General features: G+C 54.6%; 21 protein-coding genes and 5 pseudogenes. 19 read left to right on the top strand and 7 right to left on the bottom strand.

Translation table 11 applies throughout. From position 1 onward, the window contains the following. Positions 1-127: 127 nt before the first annotated feature. Both MRY16398_RS29250 and MRY16398_RS29245 read right to left on the bottom strand, forming a co-directional pair. Positions 128-625 carry a GNAT family N-acetyltransferase gene (locus MRY16398_RS29250; RefSeq protein WP_047368863.1) on the bottom strand — a complete coding sequence of 166 codons (498 nt, stop codon included), beginning with the start codon at positions 623-625 and terminating at the stop codon, positions 128-130. Between the two features lie 70 nt (positions 626-695). Beyond that, positions 696-1,393 (bottom strand): IS1 family transposase gene (locus MRY16398_RS29245; RefSeq protein WP_223883544.1). Its coding sequence is split into 2 segments (ribosomal slippage): positions 696-1,144 and positions 1,144-1,393, totalling 699 coding nucleotides; the frame shifts between segments, so codons are not numbered across the junction. A 49-nt stretch (positions 1,394-1,442) separates the two neighbouring features. On the opposite strand from MRY16398_RS29245, the pseudogene MRY16398_RS29240 reads away from it, so the two are divergent. Then, positions 1,443-1,664 (top strand): annotated as a pseudogene (locus MRY16398_RS29240) (transposase); the annotation flags it as partial. Between the two features lie 29 nt (positions 1,665-1,693). Here MRY16398_RS29240 and MRY16398_RS29235 read toward each other — a convergent pair. Beyond that, positions 1,694-2,305: pseudogene (locus tag MRY16398_RS29235) on the bottom strand (IS3 family transposase); the annotation flags it as partial. 113 nt (positions 2,306-2,418) lie between these two features. Here MRY16398_RS29235 and MRY16398_RS29230 point away from each other — a divergent pair. Next, positions 2,419-2,847 (top strand): GFA family protein, encoded by a 429-nt coding sequence (locus MRY16398_RS29230; protein ID WP_071845816.1) that lies wholly within the window; start codon positions 2,419-2,421, stop codon positions 2,845-2,847. A gap of 819 nt (positions 2,848-3,666) precedes the next feature. On the opposite strand, the gene MRY16398_RS29220 is transcribed toward MRY16398_RS29230, so the two are convergent. Together MRY16398_RS29220 and MRY16398_RS29215 are read right to left on the bottom strand one after the other, a co-directional pair. Then, a complete protein-coding gene (locus tag MRY16398_RS29220; RefSeq protein ID WP_000427614.1) occupies positions 3,667-4,671 on the bottom strand; it encodes an IS110-like element IS5075 family transposase in 1,005 nt (334 codons plus the stop codon). A 78-nt stretch (positions 4,672-4,749) separates the two neighbouring features. Next, positions 4,750-6,771 (bottom strand): annotated as a pseudogene (locus MRY16398_RS29215) (Tn3-like element ISPa38 family transposase); the annotation flags it as partial. A 64-nt stretch (positions 6,772-6,835) separates the two neighbouring features. Between MRY16398_RS29215 and MRY16398_RS29210 the strand changes: the two are divergent. The 4 genes and pseudogenes from MRY16398_RS29210 to MRY16398_RS29190 form a co-directional block, all read left to right on the top strand. After that, positions 6,836-7,540 (top strand): IS6-like element IS26 family transposase, encoded by a 705-nt coding sequence (locus MRY16398_RS29210; protein ID WP_001067855.1) that lies wholly within the window; start codon positions 6,836-6,838, stop codon positions 7,538-7,540. A 259-nt stretch (positions 7,541-7,799) separates the two neighbouring features. Beyond that, a complete protein-coding gene (locus MRY16398_RS29200) occupies positions 7,800-8,294 on the top strand; it encodes a chemotaxis protein CheW (protein WP_032309859.1) in 495 nt (164 codons plus the stop codon). A 130-nt stretch (positions 8,295-8,424) separates the two neighbouring features. Next, positions 8,425-10,116, top strand: coding sequence for a methyl-accepting chemotaxis protein (locus MRY16398_RS29195; RefSeq protein WP_032309858.1), 1,692 nt, complete (start codon positions 8,425-8,427; stop codon positions 10,114-10,116). Between the two features lie 112 nt (positions 10,117-10,228). Next, positions 10,229-10,348, top strand: a pseudogene (locus tag MRY16398_RS29190) (hypothetical protein); the annotation flags it as partial. A 335-nt stretch (positions 10,349-10,683) separates the two neighbouring features. Here the strand turns inward: MRY16398_RS29190 and MRY16398_RS29185 are convergent. Both MRY16398_RS29185 and MRY16398_RS29180 read right to left on the bottom strand, forming a co-directional pair. Further along, complete coding sequence (locus MRY16398_RS29185) at positions 10,684-11,388, bottom strand: IS6-like element IS26 family transposase (protein ID WP_001067855.1); 705 nt, start codon at positions 11,386-11,388, stop codon at positions 10,684-10,686. 60 nt (positions 11,389-11,448) lie between these two features. Further along, a pseudogene (locus tag MRY16398_RS29180) lies at positions 11,449-11,598 on the bottom strand (DUF4158 domain-containing protein); the annotation flags it as partial. A gap of 158 nt (positions 11,599-11,756) precedes the next feature. Between MRY16398_RS29180 and MRY16398_RS29175 the strand changes: the two are divergent. The 13 genes from MRY16398_RS29175 (at position 11,757) to MRY16398_RS29115 (ending at position 19,430) form a co-directional block, all read left to right on the top strand. Then, positions 11,757-12,047, top strand: a complete 291-nt coding sequence (locus tag MRY16398_RS29175; RefSeq protein WP_001247892.1) for a nucleotidyltransferase family protein — start codon at positions 11,757-11,759, stop codon at positions 12,045-12,047. Further along, positions 12,044-12,445, top strand: a complete 402-nt coding sequence (locus MRY16398_RS29170) for a HepT-like ribonuclease domain-containing protein (RefSeq protein ID WP_001293886.1) — start codon at positions 12,044-12,046, stop codon at positions 12,443-12,445. Before MRY16398_RS29175 ends, MRY16398_RS29170 begins: the two co-directional genes overlap by 4 nt. Then, positions 12,435-12,791 (top strand): cupin domain-containing protein, encoded by a 357-nt coding sequence (locus MRY16398_RS29165; RefSeq protein ID WP_000215515.1) that lies wholly within the window; start codon positions 12,435-12,437, stop codon positions 12,789-12,791. Before MRY16398_RS29170 ends, MRY16398_RS29165 begins: the two co-directional genes overlap by 11 nt. Positions 12,792-13,045: 254 nt before the next feature. Next, positions 13,046-13,372, top strand: a complete 327-nt coding sequence (locus MRY16398_RS29160; RefSeq protein ID WP_003100858.1) for a hypothetical protein — start codon at positions 13,046-13,048, stop codon at positions 13,370-13,372. Continuing rightward, positions 13,369-13,869: a hypothetical protein gene (locus MRY16398_RS29155; RefSeq protein WP_003100856.1), complete on the top strand. Its 501-nt coding sequence runs from the start codon at positions 13,369-13,371 to the stop codon at positions 13,867-13,869. The genes MRY16398_RS29160 and MRY16398_RS29155 overlap by 4 nt, the downstream gene beginning before the upstream one ends. After that, entirely contained in the window at positions 13,866-14,237 is a 372-nt protein-coding gene (locus tag MRY16398_RS29150) for a hypothetical protein (RefSeq protein ID WP_003100853.1), read from the top strand. The genes MRY16398_RS29155 and MRY16398_RS29150 overlap by 4 nt, the downstream gene beginning before the upstream one ends. Next, the gene (locus tag MRY16398_RS29145) at positions 14,231-14,788 is read left to right on the top strand and encodes a recombinase family protein (RefSeq protein ID WP_003100847.1); all 558 of its coding nucleotides are present in this window, start codon (positions 14,231-14,233) and stop codon (positions 14,786-14,788) included. Before MRY16398_RS29150 ends, MRY16398_RS29145 begins: the two co-directional genes overlap by 7 nt. Before the next feature lie 78 nt (positions 14,789-14,866). After that, entirely contained in the window at positions 14,867-15,871 is a 1,005-nt protein-coding gene (locus tag MRY16398_RS29140; RefSeq protein WP_000427614.1) for an IS110-like element IS5075 family transposase, read from the top strand. A 264-nt stretch (positions 15,872-16,135) separates the two neighbouring features. Continuing rightward, positions 16,136-17,125 (top strand): IS110-like element IS4321 family transposase, encoded by a 990-nt coding sequence (locus MRY16398_RS29135; RefSeq protein ID WP_125125742.1) that lies wholly within the window; start codon positions 16,136-16,138, stop codon positions 17,123-17,125. A gap of 374 nt (positions 17,126-17,499) precedes the next feature. Continuing rightward, positions 17,500-17,766 (top strand): YdgH/BhsA/McbA-like domain containing protein, encoded by a 267-nt coding sequence (locus MRY16398_RS29130; RefSeq protein ID WP_001567383.1) that lies wholly within the window; start codon positions 17,500-17,502, stop codon positions 17,764-17,766. A gap of 96 nt (positions 17,767-17,862) precedes the next feature. Next, complete coding sequence (locus MRY16398_RS29125) at positions 17,863-18,420, top strand: TetR/AcrR family transcriptional regulator (RefSeq protein WP_001567382.1); 558 nt, start codon at positions 17,863-17,865, stop codon at positions 18,418-18,420. 212 nt (positions 18,421-18,632) lie between these two features. After that, positions 18,633-18,893 (top strand): DUF1471 domain-containing protein, encoded by a 261-nt coding sequence (locus tag MRY16398_RS29120; RefSeq protein ID WP_001567381.1) that lies wholly within the window; start codon positions 18,633-18,635, stop codon positions 18,891-18,893. Between the two features lie 30 nt (positions 18,894-18,923). Then, complete coding sequence (locus tag MRY16398_RS29115; protein WP_001567380.1) at positions 18,924-19,430, top strand: DUF417 family protein; 507 nt, start codon at positions 18,924-18,926, stop codon at positions 19,428-19,430. Positions 19,431-19,454 lie beyond the last annotated feature (24 nt).

The raw sequence follows: 19,454 nt of genomic DNA, 5'->3' as shown, positions 1-19,454 counted from the left end.
TCCGGTTTCGCTTCGATTTTGCGTCAAAAGCCCCCCTTTTTAGTGATTATGGTGTGTTAGGGGTCTGACGCTCAGTGAAACGAAAACTCACGTTAAGCAATGTTTTCTTGTTACGGTGTCACGTCATTTATAACAAAGGTCTTCTGATCAAAACCTGAGTTCCTGATGGCAATACAGCATCGAGTGTAAATCCTCGCCTCTTGAGCATCTCGGCCATTTGTGACGAAGATGAGAAGCATCTGGCTTCAAGTGGATGTTTGGCAAAAAGGTGGAGAAAGTCAGACAGGAATTGTGAAGCGATACCATCCCCTCGAAACTTTTCTCCTACGCCAAAAGCCTTTATCTCAAGAAATAAAAATCCATTCGGGGCGGCCTGTGTCTGGAACCAGATATAACCAACAGGCTTATCTGTATGAAGCTCGGCTAGAATGTAAATATAGTCGGCCATTTCCGTACCTGACTCAATCATCGAAATAGTTTTTCTAAGGCTCTCTACAAGCCCGTTAAATGATACCGGGTCTAGTAATTCCTTCGCATAATGCCCTGCTCGCGCTCCTTCCTTAAGTTCATCTGTTATAAATTGAAGGTCATCCAGTTTTATACCTCTTGAATACAATTCAATCATTGGTAACAACTCCTAGTAATCTTAAAATGACGTAATCCTATACCTAACATAACACGGTAATGACTCCAACTTACTGATAGTGTTTTATGTTCAGATAATGCCCGATGACTTTGTCATGCAGCTCCACCGATTTTGAGAACGACAGTGACTTCCTGCCCAGCCTTGCCAGATGCTGCCTCAGATTCAGGTTATGCCGCTCAATGCGCTGCGTATATCGCTTGCTGATAACGTGCAGTTCTCCCTTCAGGCGTGATTCATAAAGCGGCCAGCCATCCGTCATCCATACCACGACCTCAAAGGCCGACAGCAGGCCCAGAAGACGCTCCAGCGTGGCCAACGTGCGTTCACCGAATACGTGCGCCACAACCGTCCTCCGTATCCTGTCATACGCGTAAAACAACCAGCGCTGGCGTGATTTAGCGCCGACGTAACCCCACTGTTCGTCCATTTCCGCGCAAATAATGACGTCACTGCCCGGTTGTATGCGTGAGTTTACCGACTGCGGCCTGAGTTTTTTAAGTGTCGTAAAATCGTGTTGAGGCCAACGCCCATAATGCGTGCACTGGCGCGACATCCGACGCCATTCATGGCCATATCAATAATTTTCTGGTGTGTACCGGGCTGAGAGGCGGTGTAAGTGAACTGTAGCTGCCATGTTTTACGGCAGTGAGAGCAGAGATAGCGCTGATGTCCGGCAGTACTTTTACCGTTACGCACCACGCCTTCAGTAGCTGAGCAGGAGGGACAACTGATGGAGATGGAAGCCACGGGAGCACCTCAAAAACACCATCGTACACTAAATCAGTAAGTTGGCACCATTACCCGATTCACTGAGCACCAGATCATCGCCGTACTGAAGTCAGCAGAAGCCGGGCGTACTGTCAAGGGCAGTCCACCGTGAGTTCGGGTCTCTGAAGCTTCATACTACAACTGGAAGGCGAAATATAGCGGGATGGAAGCCGCTGATATTAAAAAGATAAAAGTTCTGCAAGATGTAAACCGACGACTGAAACAGATGTTTCCTGATCTGAGTCTGGAATGACCTGCCCCCAGTATTAGATACAACCGTTAGTTAGTAATGTCGGTTTGTTTACCTTCACATTTTCCATTCCGCCACCGTGCTGCAAACTCTGATGGCGTCTGATAATTCAGTGCTGAATGTGGACGACACTCGTTATAATCCTGCCGCCAGTTATTAATGATTTTCCTTGCATGAACGATATCGCTGAACCAGTGCTCATTCAGACATTCATCGCGAAATCGTCCGTTAAAGCTCTCAATAAATCCGTTCTGCGTTGGCTTGCCCGGCTGGATTAAGCGCAACTCAACACCATGCTCAAAAGCCCATTGATCCAGTGCGCGGCAAGTGAACTCCGGCCCCTGGTCAGTTCTTATTGTCGCCGGATAGCCTCGAAACAGTGCAATGCTGTCCAGAATACGCGTGACCTGAACGCCTGAAATCCCGAATGCGATGGTCATTGTCAGACACTCCTTCGTGAAGTCGTCCACACAGGTCAGGCACTTGATCCTGCGACCGGTGGCCAGTGCGTCCATGACAAAATCCATCGACCAGGTCAGGTTGGGCGCCGCCGGACGGAGCAGCGGCAGACGTTCTGTTGCCAGCCCTTTACGACGTCGCCTGCGTTTTACGCCCAGCCCGCTCAGATGATAAAGGCGGTATTCAGACCGACTGATAGCTGATTTTGAGTTGCCAAAAAGAGCGCTCCTATTCAGTACAAAAAAGATGGTAATGTTTCATAAAATCTCTTAGGCCTTGCAGGAATGGTTTTGAAATGAATGGATCTTGTTTGTGTGGAACAATTGAATTTGAACTTACTCATAAACCAGCAGTGTTTTATCGTTGTCATTGCTCGCTATGCAGAAAGCAGAGCGGCGTAGGTTACAATCTCGCCACACTAGTCAAAGACAGCGAGTTTCGCTGGATTAAAGGGGAAAATTGCATTGCTTCATGGTCTAAGCCAACGGGGTACCGTACAGATTTTTGCAATGTATGTGGCTCAACTGTGCCTAACAGTCTGCGAGACGTACCTTATGTCTGGGTTCCTGTCGGTTTAATTGACGAACGTCTTGAAATGGAATGTGCAGGAGACTTCTGCACTGATGATGCAATGCCCTGGGATGAAACCCGCTCACCTAGTTGTCACGCTGGACCTGTCAAGTCGCTAGCCTCGCTTTTAAAGTACCTGAAACTCAATTCCTGAGCGTCAGCATTTGGCACAAAGCAGACATTAAAGACTACAGCATCGGATGCCGCGTTAGCGGCATGGAGGCGCCAGATGAAGCTGCATGTATCAGTGGAGTCAAATGGCGCCGAAAGCCCGGCGTAGCCGGTTACCTGGCTATAAATTCTGCCACCCTTCCCCCTGCCCTGATTAGCCTTAACCCGCTTACAGCAATGAAGAAGTTAAAGTAATCCCTTTTAACCCCGGTGAGCGGGCTTTACGGCGTTTACGACGTAAAGGGCGTGATTTCCGGGGCCTTAGCGGCGGCAGCTTGCTGCTGACGCTTAGGGGGATGTTCTTCAGTTATTTCAGCAACACCAGGGAACTTAACACGGTAGCTGCTAAGCCATACCCGCTATAAACGCGCTGCGTAACAAAGGGCATTCGACAGATAAAATGGCGGTGGTGTTTGCGGGGGTAAGTGAAAGTGAGAGTGAATATCGCGCGGCGCTGGAATACCTGCAACCCTGCGGCGTTCCCGTCATTCCGGGCGCTATTCCTTTTCTGACATCGTTCAGCCAGGGGTCGTCTCAGAAAACGGAATCTATGGTCACTCCCGTTTTTGCAACACCGATTTTGACGATAAGTTGGCTTGCTTGAATCTATCCGGCGTCTGAATGGGATTTTATTCCCGCGCCTCGATGAGTTCCGCGCCTGATGAACCTCCAGAAAATATACGGCTTCAGCGAGCCTTTCCGTTTTACAGGTTCCTCAACAGGCCGGTGGGCCGTTTGTATCATCAATATCAGTATTCGCAAAACCAGATGAATGATTGTTTAAACTGGTGTATTTCTGCCTTTATGCTTCGTAAGTTTGCTGTCGCGCCGTCAGTGCCCAGGCTATTCTGGCCAGCTTGTTTGCCAGAGCACAGGTGACGACAAAGTTGCTTTTCCGACACAACAACTCCCTGACCCAGTCGGCCAACTTGCCAGACTGGTGTTCCAGTTTTTGTATGAATACCCTGGCACACTGAACCAACAAAGTTCGGATCTTTTTGTTGCCCCGCTTGCTAATCCCTAACAATGTCGTCCGACCTCCCGTGCTGTACTGTCGGGGTACCAGCCCTGTTGCCGCCGCAAAGTCACGGCTGCTGGCGTACTGCTTCCCGTCGCCAATCTCAGTTGAAATAGTACTGGCAGTCAGCGTTCCAACGCAGGGAATACTCAGCAAGCGCTGTCCAACCTCATCTTCGTCCAACTTTCGTTTCAACTGAGATTCCAGATCTTTAATCTGCTCAACAAGATAGTGATAATGCTGTTGTAATTTCAGCAGTAACTGGCTGAGATAAAGAGGCAAACTACTGTCCTCAAGAAGGGTACTCAGTCGACTAATAACGGCAGCACCTCGCGGAACGCTGATACCAAATTCCAGCAGAAAAGCATGCATCTGATTAGTTGTTTTCACCTTATCCTGAACCAGGGATTCACGGACACGATGCAGAGCTCGCATTGCCTGCTGAGATTCGGTTCTGGGCTGCACGAAACGCATAGATGGACGTGATGCTGCTTCACAGATAGCTTCAGCATCAACGAAGTCATTTTTGTTGCTTTTAACGAATGGGCGGACAAATTGCGGTGATATCAGCTTTGGAAAATGCCCTAACTCTGCCAGCTTGCGTGCCATAAAGTGAGAACCGCCACAGGCTTCCATCGCGATGGTTGTTGCTGGGCATGTCGCCAGAAATTCGATTAGCTTTGGTCGGGTGAATTTTTTACGGTAAACGGCCTTCCCACGATGATCCTGACAATGAATATGGAAAGAGTTCTTACCCAGATCGATACCAATAAGCGCAATGTTTTCCATGATGGTTCTCCGAATGAAAGCCTGTCCTCAGCATAGTACTGGGAAGGAGGGAGTGACCATCTCATTAAATAAAGCACGCTAAGCCGGTTGCAGCGGCCGTAGCGGCCTGAACTTGCCCGCGCCGATCTTGGCGCTGCTGCGCCAGAGGTAATCGCCGGTCAGGTTGATGTGCTCCCAGCCGAGCGGCGACAGGTACTGCAACAGGCCGTCATCGACGGCTTGACCGTGGCCACGCAAGGCGTTCGCGGCCCGCTCCAGATAGACCGTGTTCCATAGCACGATGGCCGCCGTCACCAGGTTGAGGCCGCTGGCCCGGTAGCGCTGCTGCTCGAAGCTGCGGTCGCGGATTTCCCCCAGGCGGTTGAAGAACACGGCGCGGGCCAGCGCGTTGCGCGCCTCGCCTTTGTTCAGCCCGGCATGCACGCGGCGGCGCAGCTCGACGCTTTGCAGCCAGTCCAGGATGAACAGTGTGCGCTCGATGCGTCCCAGCTCACGCAGGGCGACGGCCAGGCCGTTCTGGCGCGGGTAGCTGCCAAGCTTCCTGAGCATCAGCGAGGCCGTCGCCGTGCCCTGCTTGATCGAGGTGGCCATCCGCAGGATTTCATCCCAATGGGCGCGGACGTGCTTGATGTTGAGCGTGCCGCCGATCATCGGTTTCAACGCCTCGTAGGTGGCATCGCCCTTCGGGATGTAGAGCTTGGTGTCGCCCAGGTCACGAATGCGCGGGGCGAAGCGGAAGCCCAGCAGGTGCATCAACGCGAAGACGTGGTCCGTGAACCCTGCCGTGTCGGTGTAGTGCTCCTCGATCCGCAGGTCGGATTCGTGATACAGCAGGCCGTCGAGCACGTAGGTCGAGTCGCGCACGCCGACGTTCACGACCTTGGTGTGGAACGGCGCGTACTGGTCGGAGATATGGGTGTAGAACGTCCGCCCTGGGCTGCTGCCGTATTTCGGATTGATGTGGCCGGTGCTCTCGGCCTTGCTGCCGGTGCGGAAGTTCTGGCCGTCCGACGATGACGTGGTGCCGTCGCCCCAATGCTCGGCGAAGGGATGTCGGAACTGCGCGTTGACCAGCTCGGCCAGTGCCGCCCCGTAGGTTTCGTCGCGGATGTGCCAGGCTTGCAGCCAGGCCAGCTTGGCGTAGGTCGTGCCGGGGCACGATTCCACCATCTTGGTCAGGCCCAGGTTGATCGCGTCGGCGAGGATCGTGGTCAGCAACAGGTTTTTGTCCTTGGCCAGGTCGCCTGACTTCAGGTGGGCGAAGTGCCGGGTGAAGCCCGTCCATTCGTCTACCTCCAGCAGCAATTCGGTGATCTTGACGTGCGGTAGGATCATCGCCGTCTGGTCGATCAGGGCCTGTGCGGTATCGGGCACCGCCGCATCGAGCGGCGTGATCTTCAGGCCCGACTCCGTGATGATGGCGTCCGGCAGCTCGTTGGCCAGCGCCATGCGGTTGACGGTGGCGAGCTGCGTTTCCAGCAGCGTCAGCCGGTCATGCAGGTACTGGTCGCAATCGGTGGCCACGGCCAGCGGCAATTCGCTGGCCTGCTTGAGGCTGGCGAATTTCGCGGGCGGCACCAGGTAGTCCTCGAAGTCCTTGAACTGGCGCGAGCCTTGCACCCAGATGTCGCCGGAGCGCAGCGCGTTCTTCAGCTCCGACAGCGCGCACAGTTCGTAGTAGCGCCGGTCGATGCCGGTGTCGGTCATCACCAGCTTCTGCCAGCGCGGCTTGATGAACTCGGTCGGCGCGTCGGTGGGCACCTTGCGGGCGTTGTCGCTGTTCATGCTGCGCAGCACCTCGATGGCGTCGAGTACGTCCTTGGCGGCGGGCGCGGCCCGCAACTTGAGCACGTCGAGAAATTCCGGCGCGTAGCGGCGCAGCGTGGCGTAGCTCTCGCCGATGCGGTGCAGGAAATCGAAGTCCTCGGGTTGCGCGAGCCGCTGCGCTTCGGTGACGCTCTCGGCGAAAGCATCCCAGGACATGACGGCCTCGATGGCGGCGAACGGATCGCGGCCCGCTTGCTTGGCCTCGATCAGCGCCTGGCCGATGCGCCCGAACAGCCGCACCTTGGCATTGATCGCCTTGCCGGATGCCTGGAACGGCACTGTTGCAAATAGTCGGTGGTGATAAACTTATCATCCCCTTTTGCTGATGGAGCTGCACATGAACCCATTCAAAGGCCGGCATTTTCAGCGTGACATCATTCTGTGGGCCGTACGCTGGTACTGCAAATACGGCATCAGTTACCGTGAGCTGCAGGAGATGCTGGCTGAACGCGGAGTGAATGTCGATCACTCCACGATTTACCGCTGGGTTCAGCGTTATGCGCCTGAAATGGAAAAACGGCTGCGCTGGTACTGGCGTAACCCTTCCGATCTTTGCCCGTGGCACATGGATGAAACCTACGTGAAGGTCAATGGCCGCTGGGCGTATCTGTACCGGGCCGTCGACAGCCGGGGCCGCACTGTCGATTTTTATCTCTCCTCCCGTCGTAACAGCAAAGCTGCATACCGGTTTCTGGGTAAAATCCTCAACAACGTGAAGAAGTGGCAGATCCCGCGATTCATCAACACGGATAAAGCGCCCGCCTATGGTCGCGCGCTTGCTCTGCTCAAACGCGAAGGCCGGTGCCCGTCTGACGTTGAACACCGACAGATTAAGTACCGGAACAACGTGATTGAATGCGATCATGGCAAACTGAAACGGATAATCGGCGCCACGCTGGGATTTAAATCCATGAAGACGGCTTACGCCACCATCAAAGGTATTGAGGTGATGCGTGCACTACGCAAAGGCCAGGCCTCAGCATTTTATTATGGTGATCCCCTGGGCGAAATGCGCCTGGTAAGCAGAGTTTTTGAAATGTAAGGCCTTTGAATAAGACAAAAGGCTGCCTCATCGCTAACTTTGCAACAGTGCCACTTTTTGTGGTGTTTAAATAAAACATTGGGCACCAAAACATATCCAAAAGATGCAAATTTCGTTACCATGAAAACACAAAGGTGTCAGAGAAAGAATCTCGGTCCACCTATAGTTCAAGTCCGACAGGCTGCTAACCGCAGCGATTTGCCGACCTTGCGCGCCTGCATATGCCTGCGCGCCCCTACCAGTTACGAGACGGAATACGATGTCCAGCATCACTCCAGCCCAGCATCTTGCACCTGCCCCGGCGCCGATGGAATATCTCGCCTTTAACCTCGGCAGCGAAGAATACGGTGTCGACATCCAGAAAGTGCAAGAATTGCGCGGATACGATGCCGTCACGCGCATCGCCAACGCACCGGACTACATCAAGGGCGTCGTCAACCTGCGCGGCGTCATCGTGCCGATCATCGATATGCGCATCAAATTCAATCTCGGTACGCCGACTTACGATCAGTTCACGGTCGTCATCATCCTCAATATTGGCGGTCGAGTGATGGGCATGGTGGTCGATTGCGTGTCCGACGTCATCACGCTGACTCCGGACCAAGTTAAGCCTGCGCCTGAGATGGGTTCGGCGCTGGATACGAATTATCTGATCGGTCTGGGCACGGTCGAACAACGCATGCTGATCCTGGTCGATATCGACAAGCTGATGTCCAGCACGGAAATGGGCTTGATCGAAAAACTGGCGGCATGACTTCCGTCTCGCTATTCACCGAAACGCCGCGCTCGCTTTTAGCGATGCGGCGACGGTGCAAAAATCGCGCGCATGCTGCGAATCGAACGAACCAAAACCGCAATAGAACACACCGTCCAGGGAGCAAGCAATGCGAACCAACATGCCAGTAACAAATTCCGAGTACATCTTGAAGGACACGGAAACGGTCGTTTCCAAGACTGATTTGAGCGGGAATATCACCTACGTTAACCAGGATTTCTGCATTATCAGCGGCTTCTCGGAAGAAGAACTAATTGGATCGCCGCAAAATATCGTGCGTCACCCGGATATGCCGGCTGAGGCGTTCAAAGATTTCTGGAGCACTATCAAGGCCGGCAAAGCGTGGACTGGCCTGGTGAAAAATCGCTGCAAGAACGGCGATTATTATTGGGTCGAGGCCAATGCCGCGCCCATGCTGGAAAACGGCAAAATGGTCGGGTACACATCGATTCGCGTCAAGCCCAGCCGGGAGCAGGTAGCTGCCGCTGACAAAGCCTATCGCACGATCAAAAGTGGCAGCAACGAACTTCAGGTGCACGAAGGCTCGGTCGTCGCGCGCTCATTCTTCCGGCGCTTCGACTGGCTGGCGATCCTGTCGATCAGATCGAAAATCATGCTGTCGTCCGGGCTGCTGACGCTTCTGTTCATTGCAAACCTGGTCTTCTCGGCTTCTGGAAACAAGCAATTCGACGCATGGTCGAGCGCCGCTTCCATCCTCGGCATCGTCCTGGGCCTGGTGTCTGGATTCCTGCTGTACCGCGCCGTCGTCGTGCCGCTGCAAAACGTCAAGCATGACATCGAACGGATGAGCGCGGGCGACCTGAGCGCCAAGATCGACGCCAATGGCGACGATGAGCTGGCGCAGATGATCCAATCGCTGCGCGTGCTGCAAACTAATGTGAAGCTATTGGTCGGCCAGATCAAGGAAGCGACCGATGTCGTCAATAGCGGCGCCGCGGAAATCGCAACCGGCAATGCAGACCTGTCGGCCCGCACCGAATCGCAGGCTAGCTCACTGGAGGAAACCGCTTCCTCGATGGAAGAACTGACCAGCACCGTGAAACAGAACGCCGACAATGCACGCGAGGCAAACCGACTGGTTGCGTCTGCATCCGAAACTGCGATAAAAGGCGGCCAGGCGGTCGGCCAGGTGGTCGGCACGATGGGGTCAATCAAGGAAAGCTCCCGCAAGATCGTCGATATCATCGGCGTCATCGACGGCATCGCGTTCCAGACCAACATCCTGGCCTTGAACGCAGCAGTCGAGGCCGCGCGCGCCGGCGAACAGGGCCGCGGCTTCGCGGTGGTAGCCGCCGAAGTGCGCAATCTTGCACAACGCTCGGCAGGCGCCGCCAAAGAAATCAAGTCCCTGATCAGCGACTCGGTCGAGAGAGTCGAGGCTGGCAGCAAGCTGGTCGACGATGCCGGCAAGACGATGGATGAGATCGTCACACAAGTCAAACAGGTTGCCGGCTACATGAGCGACATCACCTTGGCCAGCCAGGAACAAAGCGAAGGAATCGAACAAGTCAATCAAGCGATCACGCAGATGGACGAGGTGACGCAGCAAAATGCGGCGCTGGTCGAACAAGCGGCAGCCGCTGCCGAGGAAATGCAAAGCCAGGCAGGAAAACTGGCCCAGCTGGTCGACAGTTTCAAACTGGTCTCCGGTGCACAGGCAACGCGAAGTGGCAACACGCAGCCTGTTGCCATACGCGCGCCCACCCCGGTTGCACGCAAGCCTGTTGCCGCGATCCGGACGGCAACCCCGAAAAAACTTGCTCTAACCGGCAGGCGGTAGTGCGGTAACTAGAACCAACATTTGAAACATTGCTGAATGGCGCGTCATCACCGCTTATTCTGGGAGAAATGAAATGCTAAACTCATTTACGTAGGAATCCTTGCGGTCCCCCATGACCGAACAGTTCGACGCCAAGTCGGCCGAGATTCGCGCGATGCTCAACAACCAACTCGAACCAAAGCACACGGCCGAGATCCGCGAGCGCATGCTGGCGGCGGGCTTGCCGATATAAGCCATCATTTGCAGTTAGCGTGAGCCGACGGCGGTGAAATGCGAGCTGGCGCCATCGACTGCAAGCTCGTTTGCAGATATTGAGAGCATGTGCGCTCCGTCATTTGCAGTTAATTCGAGCCGAAACCGGTGTCAAATGCGAGCACGGCCGATTTCAAACGCGAGCCGCTACAGCTAAGCCCCTCCTTTTTTTTAACAGTGGCAGGGACTGCTAAAAATGAATGATGGTAGGCGGGATTTCTCAATAAGGAACTAACATGGCTGACTGGTTTATTGCGACTGAGGGCACTGTTGCAAAGTTAGCGATGAGGCAGCCTTTTGTCTTATTCAAAGGCCTTACATTTCAAAAACTCTGCTTACCAGGCGCATTTCGCCCAGGGGATCACCATAATAAAATGCTGAGGCCTGGCCTTTGCGTAGTGCACGCATCACCTCAATACCTTTGATGGTGGCGTAAGCCGTCTTCATGGATTTAAATCCCAGCGTGGCGCCGATTATCCGTTTCAGTTTGCCATGATCGCATTCAATCACGTTGTTCCGGTACTTAATCTGTCGGTGTTCAACGTCAGACGGGCACCGGCCTTCGCGTTTGAGCAGAGCAAGCGCGCGACCATAGGCGGGCGCTTTATCCGTGTTGATGAATCGCGGGATCTGCCACTTCTTCACGTTGTTGAGGATTTTACCCAGAAACCGGTATGCAGCTTTGCTGTTACGACGGGAGGAGAGATAAAAATCGACAGTGCGGCCCCGGCTGTCGACGGCCCGGTACAGATACGCCCAGCGGCCATTGACCTTCACGTAGGTTTCATCCATGTGCCACGGGCAAAGATCGGAAGGGTTACGCCAGTACCAGCGCAGCCGTTTTTCCATTTCAGGCGCATAACGCTGAACCCAGCGGTAAATCGTGGAGTGATCGACATTCACTCCGCGTTCAGCCAGCATCTCCTGCAGCTCACGGTAACTGATGCCGTATTTGCAGTACCAGCGTACGGCCCACAGAATGATGTCACGCTGAAAATGCCGGCCTTTGAATGGGTTCATGTGCAGCTCCATCAGCAAAAGGGGATGATAAGTTTATCACCACCGACTATTTGCAACAGTGCCCAGCCGATTGGCCGGGCCGCGCCGCTGCCGGATGATGGAGAGGTCGCTTTCGCTGAACGTGTAGTGACGGATCAACTCATCCTTGGTGTCCGGCAACGCCAGCAGGCTTTCGCGCTCGGCGGCGGAGAGGATCGAACGGCGGGGCATGCGGTTTCCTTCTTCTTGAAAACGTAGGTTTGTGACAAGCCCGCCAAGGCAACCGGCGCGGCACGGGAATCAAGGCATTGCGATTCTCGAAAATAGTTCTTGAAATTCTATTCTTGATTGCATATCATCTCAACGAGTTTCGATAAGAAAGGATGCGCATGCGACCGTCTGTTGTGCTTGACATGAAGCGAAGCGCAGTGCGTGAAGCGGTAGGCCGCTTTCGCGCCGCGAACCCGCGCGTCTTCGGCTCGGTGCTGCATGGCACCGACCGGGATGGCAGCGACCTCGACCTGTTGGTCGATGCGCTGCCCGGTGCCACGTTGTTGGACTTGGGCGATTTGGAAGAAGAACTGAAATCGCTGCTCGGCGTTGACGTCGATCTGCTGACTCCCGGCGACCTGCCGCCGAAGTTCCGGGCCAAGGTGCTCGCGGAGGCGCAACCGATATGAGCGAGAACCGCCTGCCCGATTACCTCGACCACATTCAGCAGGCCGCAACCGATGCGCGCAGCTTCGTGGAAGGGATGGCCAAGGACGACTTCTTGGCCGACAAGCGCACCCAGCAGGCCGTCATCATGAGCCTGATCGTCATCGGCGAGGCGGCCACAAAGGTGATGGATGGCTACGTCGAGTTCACCCAGGCGCATGCCGACGTGCCGTGGCGCAGCATGCGCAATATGCGTAATCGCATGGCTCACGGCTATTTCGACATCAACCTCGATGTGGTGTGGGAGACGGTACAGGAATGGCTGCCGGCGTTGCTCCAGCAATTGCCCGCCGTGCGTCAGGATGCCGACGATGAAGACCGTAACGACAACTGTGAAAGAGGAATCTCCGATGACTGTTGAATCGAGAATATTTTCTGTAGCCGAGTATGTTCAGCCGTCCGAAGGCGAGCCTATTCGTTCCGTTGTGCTTGAAACCCGAGACTCAATTATCGTGGTTTGGCATGTCCATCCCGGGCAGGAAATTGCGGCTCACATTCATCCTCACGGCCAAGACACGTGGACTGTTTTGTCGGGAATGGCTGATTACTTTCAGGGCAATGGGATTGTTCGTGCCCTCAGGGAAGGTGAGATAGCCGTGGCAAGACCGGGCCAAGTGCACGGGGCGCGAAATACAGGTACCGAGCCATTTGTGTTAGTCTCGGTTGTGGCATCAGCCAATGCCGGTTTCGTATTGGCTGAGCGATAGAGCCCAATCTCTGGAGTTGGTCCAATGAGCGGTCGGGGAGATAGGTAACAGACATGCAGCGGACACGGCTGCTAAACCAGGTCGCAAACCTCCTTGCGTCGCAGCGTGCCGCAAGCGACGCGATCAATCGAATGGGGTCGGCATGAGACTGAACACCATCCAGTTCCCGACCGCGTAGCCGCCTGTCCTGCCGATCAGGTCTTGACCATCGACGCCTGGGATCAGTCCTGAATGTTCTTGGAGACCACTACGTTATGAGCCGCAGCCGCCGCAAAACACCCATCGTCGGGCACACGACCTGCGGCAGCGAGCGCGAGGACAAGAAGCTCTGGCATCAGCGCTGGCGCACCCGTGAGCGCACGGCGCTGACCAGCGCGTCGCCCGAAGCCCTGAGCGCCCATCTGCCCCTGCTGGAAAACCAGGCCAGCAGCGTCTGGTCGATGGGCAAGGATGGCCGCTCCTACTGGCCCGTCAAGCGCCAGGCCGCCACGGCGGATCGCATCGCCAATCACAAGGGACGCAACCCGCAAGAACGCGCCTCCCTGAAAAAGCGCCTGCTGCGCAAGTGGATGAGCAAATGAAGCTCTCCTTCCATCAGCACATTGCGCTGTTCTGGATGATCGGTGCTCCGGGCGTCTTCGCGCCCGTGATCGAGAACGCCAAGCGGCCCGATGCCGGCGCCGTCATGGCGTGGGGTGTCGCGATCGTGGCGGTGATGATCCTCTTCACCCCTTTGCTGCTGCGCTGTCCACCATTCCGGCGCTGGTATGGCCGGACGGATGCGCTGTCGGAGCGGCAGCGCCAGGCGCTTGCCGAGCGCGGCCTGCGCCGCTACTACCAGACCGCTTTCGATGACGGCTACGTGCCCCGCGTGATGCCCTACGTGTGGCGCATCATCTGGACGGTCGGCGGGTTGATGGCTGTGACCGCCGTACTGCCTACCAACACCGGACGGCCAGCCTTCGATGCCTTGGTGGTCTTCTCGACCTGGTATCCGATAGGCGTGATGCTGCTGGTTTTCGCGTCGAGGCCCCTTGGCCGGTTGATTCGCCAAAGAGCACAGGAGCGGCGGAAATGAGCACGTCAACCATCGAGGCGCTGGCCAGCGCCTGGGCAAGGATTGCCGAGGAAGCGGAATTCCCCGCTGACTACGAGGGGACTGCCACACCACAAGCGCATCGGGCTAGCGAAGCTATTCAGGAGCAGATTCGGGAGCGCATCGTCGCCACCAACGACATGCGGCTGTTCAGCCTGCTGCACCTGCTGGGTCAGGCGTCGCTGCGCATGGAGCAAGCGCTGTGGCCGGAGGATTACGAGCGGATGACGCGCGAGGTTGAGGAAGCCCTGCGGCAAGCCACCGACGCCAACGCCAGATCGTACACCCACGAAGAAGTGATGCAGGCGATGCAGGAACGCATCGACCGGGCGCGAGACAAGCCATGTTGATTGGCTATGCGCGCGTCTCGACGCAGGATCAGAACCTGGAGCTGCAACGCGAAGCCTTGAGCAAGGCCGGATGTAAAAAGGTCTTCGAGGACAAGGTGAGTGGCACGCGGGCAGACCGGCCTGGCTTGGCCAAGACGCTCGAAATGCTGCGCGAAGGCGATACTTTGGTCGTCTGGAAGCTCGACCGGCTGGGCCGGTCGGTCAAGCAACTGGTCGATCTGGTCGGCGATCTGCACAAGCACGGTGTCCAGTTCAGGAGCCTCACCGACTCCATCGACACCGGCACACCATCCGGGCGGTTCTTCTTCCACGTCATGGCGAGCCTTGCCGAAATGGAGCGCGAGCTGACCGTCGAGCGCACCCGCGCCGGGCTGGAAGTCGCCAAGCAGCTCGGCCGCAAAGGCGGCCGCAAGCCGAAGATGACCGACAGCAAGATCGAGTCGGCCAAGAAGCTGCTGGCCAGCGGGGTGCCGCCCAAGGACGTGGCCAAGAACCTCGGCGTGTCCATTCCGACGCTGTACCGCTGGGTGCCAGCCTCCACGCACGCTTAGCGTGCTTTATTTAATGAGATGGTCACTCCCTCCTTCCCAGTACTATGCTGAGGACAGGCTTTCATTCGGAGAACCATCATGGAAAACATTGCGCTTATTGGTATCGATCTGGGTAAGAACTCTTTCCATATTCATTGTCAGGATCATCGTGGGAAGGCCGTTTACCGTAAAAAATTCACCCGACCAAAGCTAATCGAATTTCTGGCGACATGCCCAGCAACAACCATCGCGATGGAAGCCTGTGGCGGTTCTCACTTTATGGCACGCAAGCTGGCAGAGTTAGGGCATTTTCCAAAGCTGATATCACCGCAATTTGTCCGCCCATTCGTTAAAAGCAACAAAAATGACTTCGTTGATGCTGAAGCTATCTGTGAAGCAGCATCACGTCCATCTATGCGTTTCGTGCAGCCCAGAACCGAATCTCAGCAGGCAATGCGAGCTCTGCATCGTGTCCGTGAATCCCTGGTTCAGGATAAGGTGAAAACAACTAATCAGATGCATGCTTTTCTGCTGGAATTTGGTATCAGCGTTCCGCGAGGTGCTGCCGTTATTAGTCGACTGAGTACCCTTCTTGAGGACAGTAGTTTGCCTCTTTATCTCAGCCAGTTACTGCTGAAATTACAACAGCATTATCACTATCTTGTTGAGCAGATTAAAGATCTGGAATCTCAGTTGAAACGAAAGTTGGACGAAGATGAGGTTGGACAGCGCTTGCTGAGTATTCCCTGCGTTGGAACGCTGACTGCCAGTACTATTTCAACTGAGATTGGCGACGGGAAGCAGTACGCCAGCAGCCGTGACTTTGCGGCGGCAACAGGGCTGGTACCCCGACAGTACAGCACGGGAGGTCGGACGACATTGTTAGGGATTAGCAAGCGGGGCAACAAAAAGATCCGAACTTTGTTGGTTCAGTGTGCCAGGGTATTCATACAAAAACTGGAACACCAGTCTGGCAAGTTGGCCGACTGGGTCAGGGAGTTGTTGTGTCGGAAAAGCAACTTTGTCGTCACCTGTGCTCTGGCAAACAAGCTGGCCAGAATAGCCTGGGCACTGACGGCGCGACAGCAAACTTACGAAGCATAAAGGCAGAAATACACCAGTTTAAACAATCATTCATCTGGTTTTGCGAATACTGATATTGATGATACAAACGGCCCACCGGCCTGTTGAGGAACCTGTAAAACGGAAAGGCTCGCTGAAGCCGTATATTTTCTGGAGGTTCATCAGGCGCGGAACTCATCGAGGCGCGGGAATAAAATCCCATTCAGACGCCGGATAGATTCAAGCAAGCCAACTTATCGTCAAAATCGGTGTTGCAAAAACGGGAGTGACCATAGATTCCGTTTTCTGAGACGACCCCATCTGGGTAAAAACTCTTTCCATATTCATTGCCAGGATCGTCGCGGGAAGGCTGTTTACCGTAAAAAATTTACCCGGCCAAAGTTGATCGAATTTTTGGCGACATGCCCCGCTACAACCATCGCAATGGAAGCCTGTGGCGGTTCTCACTTTATGGCACGCAAGTTGGAAGAGTTGGGGCATTCCCCAAAGCTGATATCACCACAATTTGTCCGCCCGTTCGTTAAAAGCAATAAAAACGACTTTGTCGACGCCGAAGCTATTTGTGAAGCTGCATCGCGTCCGTCTATGCGTTTTGTGCAGCCCAGAACGGAATCTCAGCAGGCAATGCGGGCTCTGCATCGTGTCCGTGAATCCCTGGTTCAGGATAAGGTAAAAACAACCAATCAAATGCATGCTTTTCTGCTGGAATTTGGCATTAGCGTTCCCCGAGGAGCTGCCGTTATTAGCCGACTGAGTACCATTCTTGAGGATAATAGTTTGCCTCTTTACCTCAGCCAGTTATTGCTGAAATTACAACAGCATTATCACTATCTTGTTGAGCAGATTAAAGATTTGGAATCCCAGTTGAAACGAAAGTTGGACGAAGATGAGGTTGGACAGCGCTTGCTGAGCATTCCCTGCGTCGGAACACTGACAGCGAGTACTATTTCAACTGAGATTGGCGACGGGAAGCAGTACGCCAGCAGCCGTGACTTTGCGGCGGCAACAGGGCTTGTACCTCGGCAGTACAGCACGGGAGGTAGGACGACATTGCTGGGAATTAGTAAGCGAGGTAATAAAAAGATCCGAACTTTGTTGGTTCAATGTGCCAGGGTATTCATACAAAAACTGGAACACCAGTCTGGCAAATTGGCCGATTGGGTCAGGGATTTACTGTGCCGGAAAAGCAACTTTGTCGTCACTTGTGCTCTGGCAAACAAGCTGGCCAGAATAGCCTGGGCCCTAACGGCACGACAGCAAACTTATGTAGCATAACGGCAGAAATACACCGGTTTAAAGAATTACTGATCTGGTTTTGCGAATACTGATATTGATGATACTAACGGCCCACCGGCCTGTTGAGGAACCTGTAAAACGGAAAGGCTCATTGAAGCCGTATATTTTCTGGAGGTTCATCAGGCGCGGAACTCATCAAGGCGCGGGAATAAAATCCCATTCAGACGCCGGATAGATTCAAGCAAGCCAACTTGTCGTCAAAATCGGTGTTGCAAAAACGGGAGTGACCATAGATTCCGTTTTCCAAGCGGACCCCAATTAACACTTGCCAACCTATCTACTGGTTGGTAGATTTGATTTTAACAACACGACACACAAACAAAAACACACAACAGAACATCAGGAGCGTCATCATGAAAAACATCATCAAAACCACCCTTGCCATCATCGCCCTGTCCGCCAGCGCACTGAGCTATGCCGCCAGCCCGCAAATGGTTTCCCGCAGCGAAGCAGCATCGCTGCAAAAAATTGGGGTGGTCTCTTCCGGTGGCTTCACCACCCTGGATGACCTGGTGGCCTCACTGGATATGAAAGCCGCTGATGCCGGGGCCACACACTACCGCATCACCAGTGCCACCGGTATGAATAAACTTTCCGGTACCGCTGTCCTGTATCGTTGAATACCCGTTACCCTCGCAACTGCGCCCGGAACCCTTCTGGTTTCCGGGCGCAGTTGTGTCTGAATAACAGGCACCCGCAGGTGCCAGGAGAACATTATGTCCACCCATGACAGTCTGATTGAACTGACTGATACCCTTATCCAGCAGAACGGCTACCAGGGCTTCAGCTATGCTGATCTCGCTGACGGTCTGGGAATACGGAAGGCCAGTATCCATTACCATTTTCAGACCAAAACCGACCTCGGGCTTGCCTATTGTGAATACAAGGAGGCCAGCCTGCTGAAACTGGAAGCTGCCCTGTTACAGCTGCCACCGGGTAAAGCCCGTCTGCAGGGTTATATGGACGCATTTCTCAAATGCGCCGACAGCGGCCAGATGTGTGGCATTCACGCCATGCTGTCCGACAGCGCCCTGTTTGAAGAACCTCTTCAGAAAGCCACCTCACGACTGGCACAAACCGACCTGCGCATCCTGACCAGTGTGCTGGTTTCGGGTCGTGAAAGCGGTGAACTGGCTTTTACTGCTGAGCCGGCTGACGTGGCCATTATCATCGGCAGCGCCATTAAAGGGGCCCTGATGCTCAATCGGATCCCTCCTCATGATGCCTGTTCCCGCACCATGAGCGCGCTTATTCAGCTACTCTCCCGCCCGTAAAGCCACGCCTGTGGCTGCCCCGGTTTAACCGGGGCAGCCAGCACTCAAAAAAATCACCGCTGACAACGCCTGTATTCCGGGGGCCTCAGAAGACATTAAGACTTTCCTTGCGTTTAATTTCCAGTTACCCCTTGCCAATCTATCTACTGGTAGGTAGAATAAATATTAACAACACGACAACACAATAAAACAGACATGCAGGGGGCATCATCATGAAAGCACTTATCAACGACGTTATCGCTGTCTTCACCCGTAAAGCCCATGGACCGGTCATCATCAAATCCGATCTTACTGAGGAAGAAAAAGCAGCTCTGGTACCGGTCCGTACACTCTCTGTTGGCTGGGTGTCTTCCGTGGATGAGCTGGAGCGGGAGGTTATCCGCGAAGCCCTTGAACATGGCGCTGCCGCTTATCTGATTTCTGAGCTTGAGCAGGCCCGTTTCGTTCATGCCCGCGCCACGCTGTTTGCATAAACACAAAACGAAAATAAAAGGACACACACCATGAAAAATAACGTCGAGACACAACTGCGCCGGTTACTTCGTAAAACGTCAGGCCTGGACATTATGGTTCTGCGGCTGTCAGTGATTTTCATCTTCGCCCTGTTTGGCACCTACAAATGGTTTGCCTTCGAGGCCAATGCCCTTCACCACCTGCTGCCAGGCACCTGGCTCGGTGCGCTGTATCCGGCTCTCGGCGTTCAGGGGCTCAGCTACGCACTCGGCGTGGTGGAAAATATCACCCTTCTGGCCCTGATTGCCGGATTTTTCCGGCCGGCAGTGGGTGCAGCAGGCGCCCTGATGGTGGCAGGCACCGGCATCGTCACCCTGAGCCTTCTGCCGCAGCTGGGTCGCATTGACAGCTTCATTATCAAGGATGTTCTTCTGATTGGGGCTGGACTGGTGCTGTTGCGTCATGACCTGCGACGGACACTGATTAACCGGAGGGCGAAGCAACTCAGCGCCGTGCACAAACCCCGCTCGTCTGACGCATTGTCAGCCATGGGGTGACCCTGAATTACGCAGCAGCCTGAT

Origin of the sequence: Phytobacter sp. MRY16-398 (assembly GCF_003925915.1) — a bacterium.
GTDB classification, from domain to species: Bacteria; Pseudomonadota; Gammaproteobacteria; order Enterobacterales; family Enterobacteriaceae; genus Phytobacter; species Phytobacter diazotrophicus.
The sequence above is the reverse complement of the archived record's forward strand: the minus strand, read 5'-3'. Positions and strand labels throughout refer to the sequence as shown.